Annotated in this window: 18 protein-coding genes; 12 read left to right on the forward strand and 6 right to left on the reverse strand. The window is 34.5% G+C overall.

What is annotated here, in order from left to right; translation table 11 throughout:
* Window positions 1-156 precede the first annotated feature (156 nt).
* From AC4BBR_RS07130 to holA, 3 genes are read left to right on the forward strand one after another with little or no spacing between them, the layout of a single operon-like run.
* A complete protein-coding gene (locus tag AC4BBR_RS07130; RefSeq protein WP_490461846.1) occupies window positions 157-666 on the forward strand; it encodes a ComE operon protein 2 in 510 nt (169 codons plus the stop codon).
* Complete coding sequence (locus tag AC4BBR_RS07135) at window positions 629-2,971, forward strand: DNA internalization-related competence protein ComEC/Rec2 (RefSeq protein WP_490461847.1); 2,343 nt, start codon at window positions 629-631, stop codon at window positions 2,969-2,971. The genes AC4BBR_RS07130 and AC4BBR_RS07135 overlap by 38 nt, the downstream gene beginning before the upstream one ends.
* A gap of 49 nt (window positions 2,972-3,020) precedes the next feature.
* Entirely contained in the window at window positions 3,021-4,052 is a 1,032-nt protein-coding gene (gene holA, locus AC4BBR_RS07140) for a DNA polymerase III subunit delta (protein WP_490461848.1), read from the forward strand.
* A gap of 308 nt (window positions 4,053-4,360) precedes the next feature.
* Here holA and rpsT read toward each other — a convergent pair whose 3' ends face one another.
* Window positions 4,361-4,615 (reverse strand): 30S ribosomal protein S20, encoded by a 255-nt coding sequence (gene rpsT, locus AC4BBR_RS07145; protein WP_010764753.1) that lies wholly within the window; start codon window positions 4,613-4,615, stop codon window positions 4,361-4,363.
* Window positions 4,616-4,895: 280 nt separating this feature from the next.
* Between rpsT and AC4BBR_RS07150 the strand changes: the two genes are divergently transcribed.
* From AC4BBR_RS07150 to AC4BBR_RS07160, 3 genes are all read left to right on the forward strand, one after another.
* Entirely contained in the window at window positions 4,896-5,873 is a 978-nt protein-coding gene (locus tag AC4BBR_RS07150; protein ID WP_490462084.1) for an inorganic phosphate transporter, read from the forward strand.
* Between the two features lie 12 nt (window positions 5,874-5,885).
* Window positions 5,886-6,509, forward strand: coding sequence for a DUF47 domain-containing protein (locus tag AC4BBR_RS07155; RefSeq protein ID WP_490461849.1), 624 nt, complete (start codon window positions 5,886-5,888; stop codon window positions 6,507-6,509).
* 133 nt (window positions 6,510-6,642) lie between these two features.
* A complete protein-coding gene (locus AC4BBR_RS07160) occupies window positions 6,643-7,281 on the forward strand; it encodes an HD domain-containing protein (RefSeq protein WP_490461850.1) in 639 nt (212 codons plus the stop codon).
* A 210-nt stretch (window positions 7,282-7,491) separates the two neighbouring features.
* On the opposite strand, the gene AC4BBR_RS07165 is transcribed toward AC4BBR_RS07160, so the two are convergent.
* Together AC4BBR_RS07165 and AC4BBR_RS07170 are read right to left on the reverse strand one after the other, a co-directional pair.
* A complete protein-coding gene (locus AC4BBR_RS07165; protein ID WP_490461851.1) occupies window positions 7,492-9,405 on the reverse strand; it encodes a heavy metal translocating P-type ATPase in 1,914 nt (637 codons plus the stop codon).
* Window positions 9,406-9,637: 232 nt separating this feature from the next.
* Entirely contained in the window at window positions 9,638-10,468 is an 831-nt protein-coding gene (locus AC4BBR_RS07170) for an undecaprenyl-diphosphate phosphatase (protein WP_490461852.1), read from the reverse strand.
* A 179-nt stretch (window positions 10,469-10,647) separates the two neighbouring features.
* Between AC4BBR_RS07170 and AC4BBR_RS07175 the strand changes: the two genes are divergently transcribed.
* From AC4BBR_RS07175 to AC4BBR_RS07195, 5 genes are all read left to right on the forward strand, one after another.
* On the forward strand, window positions 10,648-11,139 hold the full coding sequence (locus AC4BBR_RS07175) for a PTS sugar transporter subunit IIA (protein WP_490461853.1): 492 nt from the start codon (window positions 10,648-10,650) through the stop codon (window positions 11,137-11,139).
* Between the two features lie 174 nt (window positions 11,140-11,313).
* Window positions 11,314-12,378 (forward strand): DUF871 domain-containing protein, encoded by a 1,065-nt coding sequence (locus tag AC4BBR_RS07180; RefSeq protein ID WP_490461854.1) that lies wholly within the window; start codon window positions 11,314-11,316, stop codon window positions 12,376-12,378.
* A gap of 1 nt (window position 12,379) precedes the next feature.
* Window positions 12,380-13,267 (forward strand): N-acetylmuramic acid 6-phosphate etherase, encoded by an 888-nt coding sequence (gene murQ, locus AC4BBR_RS07185; protein ID WP_490461855.1) that lies wholly within the window; start codon window positions 12,380-12,382, stop codon window positions 13,265-13,267.
* Between the two features lie 23 nt (window positions 13,268-13,290).
* Window positions 13,291-14,736 carry a PTS transporter subunit EIIC gene (locus AC4BBR_RS07190; protein ID WP_490461856.1) on the forward strand — a complete coding sequence of 482 codons (1,446 nt, stop codon included), beginning with the start codon at window positions 13,291-13,293 and terminating at the stop codon, window positions 14,734-14,736.
* Between the two features lie 209 nt (window positions 14,737-14,945).
* Entirely contained in the window at window positions 14,946-15,803 is an 858-nt protein-coding gene (locus AC4BBR_RS07195; protein ID WP_490461857.1) for a MurR/RpiR family transcriptional regulator, read from the forward strand.
* A 74-nt stretch (window positions 15,804-15,877) separates the two neighbouring features.
* Here the strand turns inward: AC4BBR_RS07195 and AC4BBR_RS07200 are convergent, their stop codons facing one another.
* Both AC4BBR_RS07200 and AC4BBR_RS07205 read right to left on the reverse strand, forming a co-directional pair.
* Window positions 15,878-16,579, reverse strand: coding sequence for a histidine phosphatase family protein (locus AC4BBR_RS07200; protein WP_490461858.1), 702 nt, complete (start codon window positions 16,577-16,579; stop codon window positions 15,878-15,880).
* A 48-nt stretch (window positions 16,580-16,627) separates the two neighbouring features.
* Window positions 16,628-17,254, reverse strand: a complete 627-nt coding sequence (locus tag AC4BBR_RS07205) for an MBL fold metallo-hydrolase (protein ID WP_490461859.1) — start codon at window positions 17,252-17,254, stop codon at window positions 16,628-16,630.
* A gap of 709 nt (window positions 17,255-17,963) precedes the next feature.
* Between AC4BBR_RS07205 and guaC the strand changes: the two genes are divergently transcribed.
* The gene (gene guaC / locus AC4BBR_RS07210) at window positions 17,964-18,941 is read left to right on the forward strand and encodes a GMP reductase (RefSeq protein ID WP_490461860.1); all 978 of its coding nucleotides are present in this window, start codon (window positions 17,964-17,966) and stop codon (window positions 18,939-18,941) included.
* Between the two features lie 317 nt (window positions 18,942-19,258).
* On the opposite strand, the gene AC4BBR_RS07215 is transcribed toward guaC, so the two are convergent.
* Complete coding sequence (locus AC4BBR_RS07215; protein WP_490461861.1) at window positions 19,259-19,708, reverse strand: AraC family transcriptional regulator; 450 nt, start codon at window positions 19,706-19,708, stop codon at window positions 19,259-19,261.
* Window positions 19,709-19,722: the final 14 nt, after the last annotated feature.

Raw genomic sequence — 19,722 nt, forward strand, 5'->3', positions numbered from 1 at the left:
GACTTACGTATAATAATACGCAACTATTTTACGAATATCTTGTGCAGGTTCTTGACGAGACTTTTTCTATAATTTACTATTTGTATATCCTAAGCTTAATTTAGCAATCAGCAAAAAGAATTTTAACAACAAATACTTATTAAAAAGGAGCAGAATATGACATTAGAACGAATTCCTTGGGATCAATATTTTATGGCACAAAGTGTGTTGTTATCATTAAGAAGTACATGTACACGTTTAGAGGTCGGTGCGACGATAGTTAGGGACAAGCGTATCATTGCAGGTGGTTATAACGGATCTGTCAGTGGAGATGTCCATTGTATCGACGACGGCTGTTATATGGTAGATGGTCACTGTGTTCGAACAATCCATGCTGAAATGAATGCTGTGTTACAATGTGCTAAATTTGGGATTCCAACAGAGAGTGCCGAAATTTATGTGACTCATTTTCCATGTTTGCAATGCACAAAAATGATTTTACAAGCAGGCATCAAAAAAATCCATTATTTGAAAGATTATAGAAACGACGAGTATGCGATGGCTTTGATTAAACAAGTTGGTGCAACCGTAGATCAAGTAACTTTATCGAAGAAATATTTTGCTGAACTACAATTAGGAGAAGAAGAGATTGCTTCAATTGAAGAAGCACCTCAAACAGATCAATAATTACTGGATTTTTCCAGTTTTATTAACTATAGGAACAGTTTTTTTAATTTTAGAACCGACCCCACTATCAGGTGTTATTTGGTTTTGTTTTATTAGTCGAGTTCTTCGCACAGGAAATAAGACGATTATTAGTATCAGTGTTTTATGTATGCTTGTTCTAACAATTTCTTGCTGGCAGACTTTAAATAAAGAACAACAACAAAAATTTCCTGAAACAACAAAAGTGACGGGTCAATTATCTGTGTTACCTGATAAATTTAAAATCGATGGTGATCGTCTTCAGCTGGAAGGTAGCTTTTCTACTCAAAAAAAAGAAAAACGTAAAATAATAGCTTTTTATCGATTTGCAACGGAACAGGAACAACAAAGCTGGCAGAAAAAGAATCGACCAATAATAATCAATCTTTCTGGTGAATTTGAAACACCGCTTTCGCAAACGAATCTTAATGGATTTGATTATCGAAAATATTTAAAGGAAAATAGAATATATCAAACTTTATCGGTTAGTACTATATATAAAATTGAAACTGAAAGTCCAAAATTTTATGAGATTTTTGCTTGGTTAAGCACTATCAGAAAAAAGGCTATTAATTATTGTGACAATACATTTTTGAAAGAAACCGCATTACATATTAAAACGTTAATTTTCGGTTTTAAAGCAAGTGAATTTTCACAAAAAGAAGGTATGTTAGCGAATTTGGGTATACTTCATTTATTTAGCTTATCAGGAATGCATGTGACTTTTTTTGTTGGGCGTTTTAGATATTTATTCTTGCGTTGTGGGCTCACTGTAGAAAGATTATTTTGGCTACAATTGTTATTTTCGTTTGTTTATGCAGGACTGACTGGTTTTTCCATTAGCGTGGTTCGAGCGTTGATGCAAAGTATGATTTCTCTTAGTAATCAAGAATTTAACTGGCGTTTGTCTAAGTTGGATTGTTGGAGTTTATCATTGATGATAGGGTTATTTTTTCAACCTTACTTATTGTTTTCAGCTGGTGGTCAATTAAGTTATGGGTTATCTTTTTTTATTATATATGTACATCCTATTGTAGAACGGATTAGTAATAGATATATCCGTATGTATTGTTTTTCTCTCTTATTAAATATTACGATGATTCCTTTGATTGGTTTAACATTTTTCGAGTGGCAGTTGACAAGTAGTTTGTTCACATTCTTATTATTACCAATTTTTGAGCGAGCTATCTTACCTGTACTAACGATTAGTTTGTTGAGTTCTTTTATAGTTAAAATCAACTTATTAATTGATAGTTTGGAAATTTATTTTTTGATTCAGCAATTAGTTTTTGAGTGGCTAAATCGTTATAGTACTTTCACGATTGTTACGGGTATTTTTTCTCCAGTTCTGTTTCTATTGAGTTGCCTCTTACTTTTTTTATTATTGCATCTGATGTATAAGCGTTCAAAAAAAGCATATTTGATAGGAGTAGGAATAGCACTGTTGATGTATAATAAGTATTTTTCTCCCGTTGGAACAGTTGCCTTTATTGATGTTGGACAAGGAGATAGTATTTTCATTCAAACCCCGTTTCATCAAGAAAACATTTTGATTGATACTGGCGGCAAGGTTGATTTTGAAAAAGAAAAGTGGGCAGTGAAAATAAAACAAACAGCCAATGCAGACTATTCGGTGATTCCCTATTTGAAAAGTAAAGGAGTAAAATATTTGGACAAAGTTTTAATCAGCCATGGAGATATGGATCATTGTGGTGATTTATTGTCGATTAATGAAAAAATTCCGATTCGTTCAATATATTTTCCTGTTGGTACAGAAAACAAACCTAGTTTTCGCCGGCTATTAGATCGTTTAAAACGAAAAGGAACAAGAACTTATCCAATCTTGGCTGGAGCGTCAGTTAGTCGGTCGATCTCAATGCAAATTCTTGCTCCAACCGTCGCAGGAACGGGCGAAAATAAAGATTCAATGGTAGTATATTCAAAAGTTTCTGGACGACGCTTTCTATTTACAGGTGATTTAGAAAAAGAAGGGGAACAACAATTGATAAAACAATTTCCAACCCTGAAAGTAGACGTATTAAAAGTAGGTCATCACGGTAGTAAAACATCATCTGATCCTTTATTTATACAAGAGATTGAAGCAACAGATGGAATTATTTCCAGTGGGCGTAATAATCGCTTTAATCACCCTCATGAAGAAACAGTAGCTGTATTAGAGCAAGAAAATATAACACATTTTCAAACGGATAAACATGGTATGATCTATTATGAATGGACACCATTTTCAAAAATGTCTTCTGCTAAAACAATCATCAAAGAAGACTAGCATTTCTTGAAATGTCGTGATAGGATTGAAAAGAGAAATGAGGGAATTTATGAACTTACAAGAGGCATTAAAACAACTGAGACAACAGCATTTTGCTTCTGTTTATTTAATCCAAGGAACAGAAGGATATTTAAGCGAACTATTTAAAACAGAATTGATGAGTCAATTAATCAAAACAAAAGATGATCAATTCAATTATTCTTCATTTGATATGGAAGAAGTTCCATTATCTGTAGCAATGGAAGAAGCAGAAACAATTCCTTTTTTTGGTGATTATCGGTTAGTTTTTATCGAAAATCCTTATTTTTTAACGTCAGAAAGAAAAACCAATGGACTGGATCATGATATCGATAGTTTATTAAACTATTTAGCGCAACCTTCACCAACGACTATTTTAGTATTTATTGCAACTGTTGACAAATTAGATGAACGAAAAAAAGTAACGAAAGCAATAAAAAAACAGGCTGAAATTATTGACGTTAATCCAATGGGGGAACGTGAAGTAAGGCAATACGTAGAACATACGATTCAAAGTGAAGGATACGAGATTCGCCCTGAGGCATTTGAATTGCTTTTAGAGCTGACAGATTTGAACTTGTCAAAAGTGATGGGGGAGTTACAGAAGTTATTTTTATATTCTTTTGATAACAAAAGAATTTCGTTAGAAGCTATCAAAGAGCTTGTGCCTAAATCGTTAGAACATAATGTATTTAATTTAACAAATGACGTTTTATCTGGCAATGGCGAAAAAGCGATTCAATTATATGAAGATCTCTTACTCCAGGGGGAAGAGACAATCAAATTAAATGCGATTTTATTAAATCAAATTCGGTTATTTTTACAAACAAAAATTTTAGTAAAATTAGGCTATCAACAAGGGAATATTGCTGAAACATTGAAAATTCATCCGTATCGTGTAAAATTAGCTTTGCAACAGGTTCGACGCTTTGAGCTAGATCGTTTAGAGGCAATCTATGACGAATTAGTCGAAAATGATTTTCAAATGAAAACGGGGAAGATGGATAAAGAGCTCCTTTTTGAATTATTTATTCTCAAATTATCTGGACAAGTTACCCGATAAAAATAAAGAGAATTTTTTTTCGAGCGTTTGTTCTGGAAAAAATTATAAGATCTTCTATGATTTTATGTATGAATATGTGATTGTTCATCAAGTCCAGGCTGAAATTGAATATACAATTACGAGATCTTCGCAAGTTTATATTATGCATGTGCAAGAAATGGAGGAGCTTTATAGGCAAATTGAATTAGAAATTCAAGATTGTCTCTGTATCTATCGTCTATCTAGTTTTAGGGTATGAGTCAAAAGTGATCTCATACCCATTTTTTATAACAAAAAGAAGCTAACAATCAGTTAGCTTCTAACAATCATTATTTTGCTAATTTTTTGCTAAGGCGTGATTTGTCACGGCCTGCTTTGTTTTTATGGATTAATCCTTTTGTTTCAGCCATATCAACAGCTTTAATAGCTTCTGTATATAACGCATCAACATTGTCAGCACCAGCAGCTACAGCATCTTCAAATTTCTTGATAGCTGTACGCATTGCATTTTTTTGAGATGAATTTTGAGCATTCTTATTAGCGTTAGTACGTACACGTTTAATTGCAGATTCAATATTTGGCATTTCTTTCACCTCCGATAAATTAAGGTCTTACACAGGAAAATCCATATGTAATTCAACACTAATCATTATACCTAATCCAAACAGGCATTGCAATAAAAGATGACAAGTTTTTTTCCTTAACAGTAAAAATAGTGATTTTATACTACGAAAATCATTTTGAATTTAAGTTTGATATAAAAAGTAGATACTTTTTATAGAAAATATGCTATCATAACAGGGGAAAAAATGAAATGGTGGTGTCAATGTGAATATTGCTCTAATTGTAACAGTTACACTTGTGATGGGCGTTATTTTTGTTAATGGTTGGACAGATGCTCCAAACGCAATTGCAACCGCTGTCTCGACTCGTGTTTTAAAACCGAATGTTGCGATTTGGATGGCTGTCGTAATGAATTTTTTTGGTGCGCTAGTAATGACCTATTTTAATGCTCAGGTAGCTGAAACGATCAGTAACATCGTTAGTTTTGATGCACAAGGAAATGCATCGCAGGTGGCTTTAGCAGCATCTTTATTTTCAATCGTCGTGTGGTCAGTAGCGGCGTGGTATTTTGGTATTCCAACGAGTGAGAGTCATGCGTTGATTGCTGGCTTGACGGGTTCCGCAATGGCTTTAGGAGGAATCGGGGCAGTCAACGGTGCTGAGTGGACAAAAGTGCTAGTTGGTTTAGTTGTCTCTACAGCTATGGGCTTTGGTGGAGGGTTTCTTGTCACGAAGCTAATTGTAATCCTTTTCAGAGGTGTAGCTAGAAGAACAGCGAATAAAGTTTTCACATATGGACAAGCATTTGGTGCGGCTGCAAATGCCTTTTTACATGGTGCTCAAGATGGACAAAAGTTTATGGGTGTTTTCATGTTGGGACTTTATTATAATAATTTAGCGGAAAAATCTGGCTCAGGATTTATTATCCCAATTTGGGTCATGGTTCTTTGTTCTGTTACCATGGGGGTTGGTACATCTGTAGGAGGAATGAGAATTATTAAATCAGTCGGTATGGATATGGTGAAATTAGAACGTTATCAAGGTTTTGCAGCTGATTTAAGTACGGCAGTTTGTTTATTTGCGGCTTCTATTTTTGGTATTCCAGTTTCTACTACGCACACGAAAACAACTGCAATCATGGGTGTCGGGGCTTCAAAACGAGTATCTAGTGTTGATTGGCGGATTGTAAAAGAAATGCTGATTGCTTGGATCTTGACTTTTCCAGGTTGCGGGCTCATTGCCTTTGTTATGGCAAAATTATTTATAGCATTATTTTAAGGGGAGAATAAAATGGCTAGAAAAAAACAATTTGATTATTTTGGTGAGTTGGAGCATTTAGCAAAAAATGCGCATCAAGCTGCAGAAATTTTAGAAATGATCGCGCTTGATTATTCACTTGAAACATTAGAAAAAGAAGAAGAGAAAATTCATGTATTAGAACGTGAAGGGGATCAAATTGTTCAAAAAATTATGAGTGAACTATATATTTCTTTTATTACACCTATTGATCGGGAGGATATCGTTGAAATTACACAACGTTTAGATGATGTCCTTGATACAATCAACAGTATTGCTTATTTATTAAGTAGTTTAGTTGTAAAAGAGTTGAATGACAATGCCATGGTATTTATTACATACGGAGTAGAGGCCACAGCAGGGGTTTTAACTGCAACAAAAGAGTTTGCGAAATTTAAGAATTCAAAGACATTGCATGCAATGATTGATGAAGTAAGTGAAATAGAGGGGAAAGCAGATAAATTATACAGTGATTCTCTGAAACATTTGTTTACGAATGAACAAAACCCGATTGAGGTTATCCGCTGGAAAAATGTGTATGATCAATTAGAAGGAATATTAAATGCCAGTGAATCAGTTGTTGATTTAATTGGTGGTTTAGTTATAAAAAATAGTTAATGAAAGATAATGAGAGCTGAAAAACTAACTATACAGTTCGATTCGCTTTCTAAATCTGAAAAGAAAAACACAGATTACGCTGAGTCTCAATTACATCAATTTTTTATTTTTGGATCAAAGTTGGAGGATGTAAATGGATAATCAAAAAATTGCTGCAATCAAACATTTTACCCAGTCTAAAATGGAAGAAGATAAAACAGGTCATGGCATGGATCATATAAATAGAGTTGTTCATTTAGCGGATAAAATTGCTGCAACTGAAACCTGTGATCATTTTATTGTTATGGCTGCAGCGTATCTTCATGACACGATAGATGACAAATTAGTTTCTGATTCTGATCAGGCCTTTCAACAACTAAAAGAATTTTTGCAAGAAATTAAACTTTCAAATATCCAAATCTTGCAAATAACACATATAATCAAGAATATTTCTTTTAGTCAAGAGCTTAATGGAACAGCAGAAAAACTCACAATTGAAGGGCAAATTGTGCAAGATGCTGACCGTCTAGACGCTATGGGTGCAATTGGAATTACACGAACGATTTATTATGGTGCACGTAAGGGAACTCAAATCTATGATCCAAAGATTCAACCTAGAACACTTCACTCAAAAGTAGAATATCGAGAAGACAGCACAATCATCAATCACTTTTATGAAAAAATTCTTTTACTTAACGAACGCTTAAATACGGAGCATGCCAAAGTGTTAGGTCGAAAACGTCAAAAATTTTTGGAGTCATTTTTAATTGAATTTTTTGAAGAATGGGATTAAGACGAAGTACCGTGAAAAAAACTAAGTATCAGTTTTTTTCACGGTACTAAGTAGAAATTGCTGTAAAACATAGTGAATTGCGATCGCAAAAATTTGAAAAGCTCTAAGACAAGTATCAATTGCTTTCAGTCTACAAGGTCACTATGATACTTAACAAATTTCGTGCGTTCATCCTTCCTTTTTGAACATAAACGTTTCTTCGCTTATTTGTTAAACAAATTCAGTTTTTTGTGTAGGATATTTTCTAGCGGAAGTTTGTTCACTAGGAATTGTTTTTAGCATTCTTAATCCATTTAAAATGACAAGAATTGTACTTCCTTCATGACCTATCACACCAAGAGGTAAATTAATGACCTGGAAAAAATTTGATAAAACTAACAACGCGATGATTACTGAAGAAAAGACAATATTTTGAGTAACAATTCGTTTTAGTTTTTTCGAAAGTTGGTGACTGATTTGTAATTTTTCTAAATCATTTTGCATTAATACCATATCTGCTACATCCATTGCTATATCTGTTCCTTGTCCCATGGCAACACCAATTGCGGCATTTGCTAAAGCAGGGGCATCGTTAATACCATCTCCGACCATCGCATTAATACCATACGCCTCTTTTTGCTTCTTGATTAATAGTGTTTTATCTTCAGGTAAACAATCCGCATGAAGTTCATCAATTTCAAGTTCAACCGCCACAGCAGTAGCTGTTTTTTCGTGATCTCCGGTGATCATAGTGGTATGAATACCAGATTGTTTAAAATAACTAATTACTTTTTTTGCTTCTGGTTTTGGAACGTCTAGTAATCCAAAATAAGCGACGAGATCTTGATTTTGAAATAGATAAATCACTGTTTTTCCTGCATTTTGCAGTTCTTCAATTTCAGTTTGGATTTTTTCCGATATAGTTGTTTGATCATTGAAAGAACTTTTTCCCACTCGCCAAGTAATTGAATCGACAGTTGTTTCCATTCCGAAACCAATAATATTTTTCACTTCGATTTGTTCATAGTTTGCTGTATCTTCATGATCAAATCGAGTAATGAGCGCTTGAGCTAAAGGATGAGTGGATTGTCTTTCCATTGCTAAAAGTATATTTAAACTGTCCTGTTTATTTTTTAAAAATATAGCATCTGTGACTACAGGAACACCATGTGTTAAGGTTCCGGTTTTATCAAATGCGATTGCTTGTAGGGAAGCTAAATTTTCTAAATAAACGCCACCTTTAAACAGTACACCATTCTTTGCGCTGTTGGAAATAGCCGCTAATGTTGCTGGAGTAGCTGAAGCAACTAAGGCGCAAGGAGAAGCAACAACTAATAAGACCATTCCTCTATAAAAACTTTCATTTAGTGACCAACCTAAAAATAAGTACGGCATTAAAATCATCATGGGAATCGTAATTAAGACAATCTTTACATAGGTATTTTCTAATTTTTCTATAAAACTAGCTGTTTGTGAAGGTGTATTTTGAGCTTCGTCAACAAGTCGAATAATTTTGGCAAATAAGGTATCTTCACTATTTTTACTAACAGTTATCGTGATTGCTTCACCTAAATTAATTGTTCCACCAAATAAATCATCGTTTATTCCTTTTTCTACAGGGACAGATTCCCCAGTAATAGCTGCTTCATCAATTGTTGACGCACCTTTAGTTAAAATTCCGTCGATTGGGATACGTGCTCCTTTAGGCACAAGTAATTGATCGCCAATCTGCAATTGAGTGACAGCTACTTCAGTTGTTTTACCAAGGTCGTTAAGTAAAAGAGCTGTTTCAGGCTGTAGATTTATTAAACTAGCTATTTCTTTTTTACTTTTATTAGTAGTATATTCTTCCATTGCACCGCTAAGGCAGAAGATGAACGTCAACATCGCTCCTTCAAACCAATTACCAATAATACATGCTCCGATGGCAGCTAAAGCCATAAGTAAATCGACATTTAGATTTTTATTCTCAAATGTTTCAAGTAGACCTTCTTTTGTTTGTTTGAATCCACCAAAGAATATTGCAAAAATAAAACTGATTGGATAAAATGCTGTACCTGATTTTTCTAAGATAAAGCCAATGATCATAAATACAAAACATAAAATAGTAGAGAATAGTGCTTTTTTTTCTTTTGAAAGTTTCATGGTTATCACTCCTCATAAAGAGAATAACATAAAAGAAAGCTAAATGATAATGAAATCTTCTAAATGAGAACGATAGTGATTATCAATTGGATAAAAGTTGTTAAATAGGGTGTTTTAGTATGTTGTTTATTGATATCAATTATAAATAAGATTGATAATCATTATCAATTGTTTGAGGGGGGTAATCAGTTTGGCATAAAAAAAGAACCGATCCAATCGGTTCTAATAGTAATTATGAAAATAACCAATAGCTGATAAGTAAAACTCCTAATATAATTCGATACCAGCCAAAAGCGGTAAAATCGTTTCGTTTTAGATAGTTTAATAAGAACTTGATAACAATAATCGAGACAATAAACGCAACAATAGAACCAGTCAGCAAAATAAAAATTTCACTAAACCCAAATGAATTACCTTTCATAACAAACTTTGCTATTTTTAAAAAACTTGCTCCAAACATGACAGGGATACCAAGGAAAAATGAAAATTCTGTCGCAACAAATCGAGATGCGCCAATAATGATTGCTCCAAGAATTGTTGCACCAGAACGAGAGGTGCCTGGAATCAACGACAATACCTGAAAGAAACCGACAATTGCAGCAGCTTTGTACGTAAAGTCTTTTAAATCAGTACATTTTGGATTGTGATCGCGATTTCTTTTTTCAATTACCACAAAGGCAATCCCATATATGATCAGCATCAAAGCGACTGTAAAGAAATTATGAAATTTCGCTTCCAACCAGTCATCTAAAGGAATTCCGATGATTGCTGCTGGTGCACAAGCAACAACAACTTTGGACCAGAGAATCCAAGTATCTTTTTTCTCAACCTCGTTTTTTTGTGGCGAGAAAGGGTTTAACTTATGAAAATAGAGAACAACAACAGCCATAATCGCACCGAGTTGGATCACCACATTAAACATTTCCATAAAGTCTTTGCTGAGATTCATTTTAATAAATTCATCGACTAAGATTAAATGACCAGTACTGCTTATAGGGAGCCACTCAGTTACTCCTTCGATAATGCCCAAAATAATTGCTTTCCATAAATTTGATAAAAGCATAGGTTCAATCCTTTCTAGCATAAAATAGTAAATCACTAATAGTATACCTGTAAGTCTAAAAAAAACCAACTAACTTTTCATAAGCTCAAAAAAGATTAGAATCAAAACTATTCAGAGTTGTAATTATGCTGATAATTTCCTATACTGTTACTATTCATGAAAATTGGAGGAAAAAACAAATGTTTGGATTTTTAAAAAAGAAAGAACCAGTTCAAGTAAACGAAACGCTTTATGCAGTTGCTACGGGAAATTTGATCCCAATCAGTGAAGTCAATGATCCTGTTTTTTCACAAAAGATGATGGGTGATGGTTTTGCAGTTATTCCAGAAACTGGAGATATTTATTCTCCAATTAGCGGAATTGTGTTGAGTGTTTTCCAAACAAAACACGCTGTTGGTATGAAAATGGAAAATGGACTTGAAATTTTACTTCATATGGGTATCGATACAGTTGAGCTTAATGGAGAACCTTTTGAAGTGAAAGTAAGTGAGGGAACTAAAATCTCTCAAGGAACATTGATCGCCCAAGTTGATTTACAAGGAATTGTAGCGGCTGGGAAAGCGACTGATATGATTGTTGTGATAACTAATATGGATGCAGTAAGAAGCTTCGATTTGAGTCGTACAGGACATGTTAATGCAGGAGATGAAGTTGGTACTGCTAAAGCATAATCTATTATTTCATTAATTTTAAAATAGTAGAAAAATACTAAACTATTTTTCTACTATTTTTAATTTGCCACTTTTTTGAAAATAAATTTCACAACAAATAAAACTTGTTTATTATAGTTGAAATATTATTTCAAATGAATTATAATGAAAGCGGATTAGAAAGGAGTGGCTAAAATGTATGGAATTTCGATTTTTTTGAGTGATGAGATGACAGATGAAACATGCGTATATATTCAGGAAATGAGCAAGTTAGGTTTTAAAGGAATTTTCACTTCTTTACATATTCCAGAAGATGATGTGGCATTATATGCGCAAAGGTTAAAAAAACTTGGACAGATTGCTCAGAGATTTAATATGAAACTCATGGTTGACATCTCGGGTGAAGCATTAAAAAGAGCAGGATTTTCTTTTGAACGTTTAGATGAAATTTCATCTATAGGTGTCACTGGCTTACGCATGGATTATGCTATTTCAAATCAAGAAATTGCCAAAGCTTCCCAATATCTAACTATCGGTTTGAATGCGAGTACGATTTCTGCAAAAGATGTGGAAGAACTGCAGTCATTCAACGCAGATTTTACAAAGTTTGAAGCTTGGCACAATTATTATCCAAGACCTGAAACTGGTTTATCTAGTCATTTTTTTAATGAAAAAAATCGTTGGTTGAAGCAATCAGGTTTTCAAGTATTTGCGTTTGTTCCAGGAGACCAGCAGTTAAGAGGACCATTATACGAAGGATTGCCAACACTTGAAAAACATCGTTTTGATAATCCGTTTTCATCAGCATTGGATTTGCACGAGAATTATCAAGTCGATGGTGTTTATCTGGGAGATCCAGAAATTTCTAAGCGAACGATGAAACAATTTGAAGCATATAACCGCAATCAGATTATTCAACTTGAAGTAACAGACATTGGGAGCAGTTATTATCGGCATATTTTAGGAGAACACCAAAATCGGCAAGATGACGCCCGTGATGTGATACGCAGTGCTGAGGCACGATTTAAAAAAATAGCAACGATTGAACCAGAAATGTTATTAGAACGAAAAACAGGTAGCGTAACGATTGATAATCTTCATTACGGAAGATATATGGGTGAAATACAAGTAACAAAAAGAACATTACCAGCAAATGAAAAAATCAATGTTGTCGCACAAATTGTACCAAAAGATTGTTCTTTACTGAAATTAATAAAAGCAGGAAGAACGTTTAATTTGATAGAGAAGGGGACACTATAAAATGAATTTAGAAAAATTAACCACAGAACGTAGAAATCAAGAAACCATGAATCTAGATAAACTAACGATAAGAGAAGCATTAGATAAAATGAACCAAGAAGACCAGAAAGTCGCTTTAGCTGTAAAAGAAGCACTTCCTCAAATTGAACCAGTTATAAAATCGATTATTGATGCCTTTAATAATGGCGGTCGATTGATTTATATGGGGGCAGGAACGAGTGGACGTTTAGGAATACTAGATGCAGCAGAGTGTGTTCCAACTTTCGGAGTTGAGGCTTCTATGGTTCAAGGATTGATCGCAGGAGGTCAAAAAGCTATGACTGTAGCAGTTGAAGGAGCGGAAGACTCTAAAGGATTAGGTCAGCAAGAATTAAAAGATATCGGATTGACTAATAAAGATGTTGTGGTCGGAATTGCTGCAAGCGGTAGAACGCCATATGTAATCGGTGGTTTGGTTTACGCGGATTCTGTTGGAGCAGTTACTGCATCAATTTCTTGCAATAAGAACGCTGAAATCAGTCAATATGCTCAAATGCCAATCGAAGTAGATGCAGGACCAGAATTTTTAACTGGATCAACTCGATTGAAATCTGGAACAGCGCAAAAATTGATTTTAAACATGTTATCAACAATTTCGATGATCGGAATCGGCAAGGTATACAATAATTTGATGGTCGATGTAAAACCAACGAATGAAAAGTTAGTTGAACGATCAAAACGAATTATTATGGAAGCTACAAACTGTGATTATGAAACAGCAGCAGCTTATTTTGTAAAAGCAGATGAAAATGTAAAACTAGCGATTGTTATGTTGTTGACAAACACTTCAAAAGAAGAAGCGGTCGAAAAATTAAGACAAGGCAATAATTTTATAAAAAATACAATTTAAAAAAATTATAGGAGGAAAAGATCATGGCAGAAGATAAAATCAAACGTTTAGCTAGGGAAATCTATGACGAAATAGGTGGTCAAGACAATGTTGAGAAGCTTAGACATTGTATGACTCGCGTTCGGATGGATATTCGTGATTACGATAAAGTTAATTTAGAAGGTCTAAAAAATATTGATGGTGTAATGGGTGTTGTAGAAGATGATACCTTGCAAGTTGTGATTGGACCTGGAACCGTTAATAAAGTAGCACAAGAAATGGTTGATATGGTTGGCGTAAAGCTGGGAGAACCATTTCCAAACTTTGAAAACAAACAAAATGAATCTTCTGGCAAAGAATTAGTTGAAGAAAAAGCCGCTCAAGTAAAGGCAGCACAAAAAGAAAAAAACAAAAATAATTCCAAGTTTAAGGTAGTTTTGAAATCAATTTCTAATATTTTTGTTCCACTGATTCCTGCGTTTGTTGGTGCTGGGATCATCGGAGGGATTGCTGCGGTGATGTCCAACCTTTTAGTGGCTGGAACAATTGGTGATTCTTGGCAACAGTATATTGATGTTTTAAATATCATTAAAAATGGGATCTTTGCTTATCTAGCTTTATATACTGGGATTAACAGTGCTAGTGAATTTGGTGCAACACCCGCACTTGGTGGAGTCATCGGTGCAGTGACTATGCTTACGGGAATGAATCCCGAGGCGCCACTACCAAACATTTTTACTGGTGATAATTTATCAGCAGGACAAGGTGGAATTATCGGAGTTATTTTTGCAGTTTGGTTGCTTTCTTTAATAGAGAAACGACTGCACAAAGTGATTCCAGATTCAATTGATATTATTGTTACACCAACTATTTCTCTGCTTTTGATTGGTTTGATTACAATATTCCTTATAATGCCTGTGGCAGGATTGATTTCAAATGGTCTTGTAGGTGTGATCAATGTTGTGTTGGAAAAAGGTGGAATTTTAGCTGGATTTACTTTAGGAGCGACATTCTTGCCAATGGTAATGTTCGGCTTGCATCAAATACTTACACCTATTCATATTGAAATGATTAATCAAACTGGAATGACGCTATTATTACCGATTCTTGCAATGGCTGGTGGAGGTCAAGTTGGAGCGGCATTAGCATTATGGATTCGTTGTAAAAATGATAAAAAATTAGTTGAAATGATTAAAGGCGCTTTACCTGTAGGGATTTTAGGTATTGGAGAGCCATTAATTTATGGAGTAACATTGCCATTAGGACGCCCGTTTGTTACTGCTTGTATTGGTGGCGGTATCGGTGGTGCTGTGATTGGAGCTTTTGGAAATGTTGGAGCGATCGCAATTGGACCAAGTGGCGCAGCGCTAATCCCGTTAATCGCTAACAATCAATGGTTGGTTTATATTATAGGCTTATTAGCAGCATATGCTGGTGGTTTTGTAGCAACATTTTTCTTTGGGATTCCAAAAGATTTGCAAGAAAATTAAAAACATAATTTATTAAAAATAAACTGATTTCTTAGTAGAAAGCATTTGATTGCTAAGCTAATTGAAGTCAGTTTTTTTAAGAGGAAAAGGAGCACATTATTTAGTAGAAGCATTTCTTTTTTGTTTTATTTTCGCTATACTAAAGTAGTGAGTTGCTGAAATACTTACCGAAGGAGTATGATTTCTAAAGGAAAAAGGATGTGTAGGTAATGCAACAAAATATAATTTTGACAATTCAAGATCATCTCAAATATTTACCAGGCTCAGAACAAAAAGTAGCAGAGTATATTTTGAAAAATACTAGTGAAGTGATTAATCTGAGTGCTCAAGAACTCGCCAAAAAGTCTGGCTCTAGTCCAGCTGCGATCATTCGTTTTTGTCGATCGATCAAGGCTAACGGTTTTACTGATTTAAAATTGTTACTATCAGCGAATCTCGGAGCAGTTCATACGCAAATGTATACTGAGGTCGAAAATGGTGAGACAACAGCCGCAATCAAAGAAAAACTTCAACATCGTTTGATTCATGTATTAGAACGCACCAATGAACGTTTAGAAGATCAAGCAATTGATCTGGCTGTTGAAGAATTACAAGATGCAGAAATCATCTTTGTTTACGGACTCGGGGCTTCATCATTAGTTGCTCAAGATATCTATCAAAAATTTACTCGACTAGGTTTAAGTGTATTTTATACAATGGATCATCATTTGTTTGCTTCTGCAATTGGCACCAATAAATTGAAAGGGATCTTTATTGGCATTTCAAATTCAGGTACGAACCAGGAGACGAATGCACTAACGGATCTTGCTAGTGAAAAAGAGCTAAAGATAATCGGCTTAACTGCTAATTCTGACTCAGTATTAGCGCAAAAAAGTTCAGTTTTACTACTGACGCCTGTTGGTGGAGAGGCACCTTTAAGAAGTGCAGCAACTGTTTCTTTGACAGCCCAGCTTTATGTAGTTGATGTGTTATTTTTTGCTTATGCAGCGAAAAATTACAATGTAACACTAGAAAAAATTCAACATTCTAAAGAAGCTGTTGAGACTGTAAAAAAAGAGCTGGAATAAAAATTCTCTGAAAATAGGAGAAGGCTAGGACATAACTCTACGAGTCATATCCTAGCCTTCTCTTTATTGATTGTTTAATTAGCAAAAGCAATATTACGTCCATTATCGATGTATTGAGTATCATTAACAGTGTCAATTGTGAATACTCCATTTTCATAGATAAGTTTAGTCACACTGCCATTTTCAAGTCCAATTTGCATAGGTAAACTATTATCAATCAATGACATTAAAAATGAAATTGTTAATCCGTGAGAGACGACCATTACATTTCCGCCACCATTTTTTTCTCGATGGTAAGCAATATCTTCAAAACCACTCCAAACCCGTTCACGAATTTTTTCATAAGGTTCTGCCCAGTTTGCTGTATCAGCAGCCACAATAGCATTGGCTAACTCTTTGTAACTGATTCTATTAGTCATCATATCTTCATAATTTTTAAATGCTAAAATCCTAGGAACGACTCCCCAAAGTTCCCCATCGTAACCACCATCCAAAGAACCGAAACACCATTCACGAATACGGCTATCTGTACCATAAGGAATAGTTGTGCCACTAAGGTGTTCTTGTAAAATAATGCGCGCTGTCTGCATCGCTCGTCCACTATCGCTAGAATAAGCTTCTTTGAAATCGATATCGCGTAAACCAAGCCCTAGATATTGAATTACTTCTTCTCCCTCTTTTGTTAATGGAGTATCTGACCAGCCCTGGGTTCTCCCTATAGTGTTAAACATTGTTTTACCATGACGAATAATATATAGTGTTGTTGGTTCATTCATATTGTGTGTCCTCCTTTAATAGCTAAATAACAACATCTTATTATTTTTTTAGTTAAAAAATGGATTTGTTTTCTTCTCGTGCTCAATGGTGGTGGCATCACCATGTCCAGGATAGGCTGGAAATTCATCCGGTAATGTGAAAAGATAGGTATTAATACTATGAAGTAATTGTTGCATGTCGCCAGTGTGTAAATCAGTTCTGCCGATGCTCCCTCTAAATAACGCATCTCCAGTGACGACAAAGTCATCAAAAATAAAACTTACGCTACCAATCGAATGACCTGGTGTTGCTACAACAGAAAATTGCATTCCACCTAAATCGTAATCAGTTAGTTCAAATTCTACTTCGGCAGGCTGAACGATAATATCAGCTATATCATTATGCCGACCCAATCCAGATAAGTTTAAGATCGGGTCTGATAGCCATTTTTGCTCTAATGGACTTACATAGACAGGAATGCTGTATTGGTGACGGAGTTCTTCAACAGCTCCGATATGGTCATAATGCGTGTGCGTTAGTAAAATGGCTATCGGTTTTTTACCTGTCTTCTCAATAAAAGTAGTGATTTTCTCAGCTTCAGCTCCTGGGTCAATGATTAATAAATTTTCTTCATTATAAATTAAGTAACAATTTTCTTGGATAACACCAGTTAGAATTCGTTCGATTTTCAGCATAGTTATTTGCCTCCTAGTAAATATGATTCACTTCTAAGTATAACTCAATTTTATCAAGAATCAAAAGGCAGCGGTGTTCTTTAAGTGAAATATTAAAGATAAAATTGAAAATAGAGCTTTACTGATAGTTTATTTTCAATCATGAGAAAGACAGTTTCTTAAAAGTGATCATCAAAAAAGGAGTCGACTAAAAAGGGGGAATGAAACCGTTTTAGAATAAATTTCTGCGTTATTATCTGGTGAGATGTCCATTTTTATCTTTCTATTTCTTTTTTCTATGTTTGTTGTTTTTTCATTATACCAATGTGGTCTTCCTTTTTGAAAAAAGTATACCCATCTGCTAATATTTATTTGATAGTAGAGAGTTATATCCATGTCTTGAGAGCTTTAGAAGCTTCTATGGTCAATAGTGCTTAAAAAATAGGATTGCGAAGTTTCATGACAAAATCGATCAATTATAGAAAGAAAAACTATCGGTCAGATGATCAATTGCCAAATGTTGTTTTAGTTTACAACGATAATTAAATAGAACGACTATTTTTTTAACACGAACATTAGTCTTTATATTTCTAGATTTTTCGTTATTTATCTTTGACTTTTGTATATGAATGGTGTAAATTAACATGGGTGCTCGAAAATGCGAACGATTACCAGTTTAATGTTTATTTTTTGCGTGTTTTTATTAGAACTTATTAGGAGGCAAAGCAGTATGAAAGTTTTTGATTATGAAGATGTTCAGTTGATTCCCAATAAATGTATTGTGAATAGTCGTTCAGAATGTGATACAGTTGTGAGATTAGGGAAGCATGCTTTTAAAATGCCAGTCGTACCTGCGAACATGCAGACGATTATTGATGAAGAAATTGCGGAATTTTTAGCAAAAAATGATTATTTTTATATCATGCATCGCTTTGATGAACATGCTCGAATTCCATTTATTGAAAAAATGAACGCTAAAGGCTTGATCACCTCTATTAGTGTGGGGGTTAAAGAAGCCGAATATGGTTTTGTAGAAGAATTAGTGGCGCGTAATTTGGTTCCCGACTATGTAACGATTGATATTGCACATGGTCATTCCAATGCAGTAATCAACATGATTCAACATCTAAAAAAACATTTACCTGATACGTTTGTTATCGCTGGGAATGTTGGAACACCTGAAGCCGTTCGTGAATTAGAAAATGCTGGAGCTGATGCGACAAAAGTTGGAATTGGTCCTGGTAAAGTTTGTATCACGAAAATCAAAACAGGATTTGGAACGGGCGGTTGGCAACTTGCGGCGCTACGTTGGTGTGCGAAAGCGGCAAGAAAACCAATTATTGCAGACGGCGGGATTCGTACTCCAGGCGATGTTGCAAAATCAGTTCGTTTTGGTGCAACGATGGTGATGATTGGTTCTCTATTTGCAGGTCATGAAGAATCTCCAGGCGAAACAAAAGTAGAAAATGGTGTTGTCTATAAGGAATATTTCGGTAGTGCGTCTGAGTTTCAAAAAGGTGAAAAGAAAAATGTTGAAGGGAAGAAAATCTGGATTCAACATAAAGGGAGCTTAGCGGACACACTTACAGAAATGCAGCAAGATTTACAATCCTCAATTTCTTATGCTGGTGGTCGCGATCTCGAAGCCATTCGTAAAGTGGATTATGTGATTGTGAAAAATTCTATTTTTAATGGTGATACAATTTAATTAAAGTAAAAGAGAATCGTTTCTTTTGACACTAAGTACTGCGTATCATCAGCTTTGCAATCAGTTGCTGTGATTAGCAATAAAAAAAAGCGTATTATGGACTGTTTTTATTTTAGATATGGTTAACTTGATTAGAAAAGATGTGGCCGAGACAAAAGCGTTTAGCTCCGAGCGAAGCGTAGTCGCTGCTTTTTTCTCGCCGTTTATTCGGATTTAGAGCGTGGGACAAAACTGATCGTTAGTTTTGTCCCACGCTCATCTTTTTTGTATAAGGGAGCTCTTTTTATGGTATTAATCGTCAGTATTAAAATAGATAGTTATAATAAAGGAACACAAATCTCGCATTTATTACTTTCTACCATTTTGACTGCATAGCGTTCAATAATTGGTTGTTGGGTATTTAAAGAATAACCTTCGCTGACTATTTCAGAGAACATATTTCGCATAGCTTGTATTATAGCTTCTTCTGTATGTTCGATAGTAAAAATTGCATACTTTCCAGTTCCTAAAACGTCTGTATTAATATCAAGTTGCTCTACATCATCAAAAGAATTAATTTCCAAAGCTACGTCATATCGACAATTTTGTGGCTCGGTACTTTGCGGATTATCTCTTGAGATAGCTAAAATAACAGAATCATTATTAAATAAATTGTTTTTTTTTAACCACTTCTTGAAGTTTTCCATCAAGCTCTTATTTTCAATTCCATAGGCTCCTGTTCTTCTCCTGTATATAATTTTTGTTTCAGGAATTTGTTTAATATCCATTAATTTCTCCTTGC

It is taken from the genome of Enterococcus sp. AMC1251 (assembly GCF_058216535.1).

Excerpts from the sequence above, each read along its gene's own strand:
- AC4BBR_RS07130 (WP_490461846.1), top strand. The coding sequence starts at position 157 with ATGACATTAGAACGAATTCCTTGGGATCAATATTTTATGGCACAAAGT.
- holA (WP_490461848.1), top strand. The coding sequence starts at position 3,021 with ATGAACTTACAAGAGGCATTAAAACAACTGAGACAACAGCATTTTGCT.
- rpsT (WP_010764753.1), bottom strand. The coding sequence starts at position 4,615 with ATGCCAAATATTGAATCTGCAATTAAACGTGTACGTACTAACGCTAAT.
- AC4BBR_RS07150 (WP_490462084.1), top strand. The coding sequence starts at position 4,896 with ATGGGCGTTATTTTTGTTAATGGTTGGACAGATGCTCCAAACGCAATT.
- AC4BBR_RS07155 (WP_490461849.1), top strand. The coding sequence starts at position 5,886 with ATGGCTAGAAAAAAACAATTTGATTATTTTGGTGAGTTGGAGCATTTA.
- AC4BBR_RS07160 (WP_490461850.1), top strand. The coding sequence starts at position 6,643 with ATGGATAATCAAAAAATTGCTGCAATCAAACATTTTACCCAGTCTAAA.
- AC4BBR_RS07165 (WP_490461851.1), bottom strand. The coding sequence starts at position 9,405 with ATGAAACTTTCAAAAGAAAAAAAAGCACTATTCTCTACTATTTTATGT.
- AC4BBR_RS07170 (WP_490461852.1), bottom strand. The coding sequence starts at position 10,468 with ATGCTTTTATCAAATTTATGGAAAGCAATTATTTTGGGCATTATCGAA.
- AC4BBR_RS07175 (WP_490461853.1), top strand. The coding sequence starts at position 10,648 with ATGTTTGGATTTTTAAAAAAGAAAGAACCAGTTCAAGTAAACGAAACG.
- AC4BBR_RS07180 (WP_490461854.1), top strand. The coding sequence starts at position 11,314 with ATGTATGGAATTTCGATTTTTTTGAGTGATGAGATGACAGATGAAACA.
- murQ (WP_490461855.1), top strand. The coding sequence starts at position 12,380 with ATGAATTTAGAAAAATTAACCACAGAACGTAGAAATCAAGAAACCATG.
- AC4BBR_RS07190 (WP_490461856.1), top strand. The coding sequence starts at position 13,291 with ATGGCAGAAGATAAAATCAAACGTTTAGCTAGGGAAATCTATGACGAA.
- AC4BBR_RS07195 (WP_490461857.1), top strand. The coding sequence starts at position 14,946 with ATGCAACAAAATATAATTTTGACAATTCAAGATCATCTCAAATATTTA.
- AC4BBR_RS07200 (WP_490461858.1), bottom strand. The coding sequence starts at position 16,579 with ATGAATGAACCAACAACACTATATATTATTCGTCATGGTAAAACAATG.
- AC4BBR_RS07205 (WP_490461859.1), bottom strand. The coding sequence starts at position 17,254 with ATGCTGAAAATCGAACGAATTCTAACTGGTGTTATCCAAGAAAATTGT.
- guaC (WP_490461860.1), top strand. The coding sequence starts at position 17,964 with ATGAAAGTTTTTGATTATGAAGATGTTCAGTTGATTCCCAATAAATGT.
- AC4BBR_RS07215 (WP_490461861.1), bottom strand. The coding sequence starts at position 19,708 with ATGGATATTAAACAAATTCCTGAAACAAAAATTATATACAGGAGAAGA.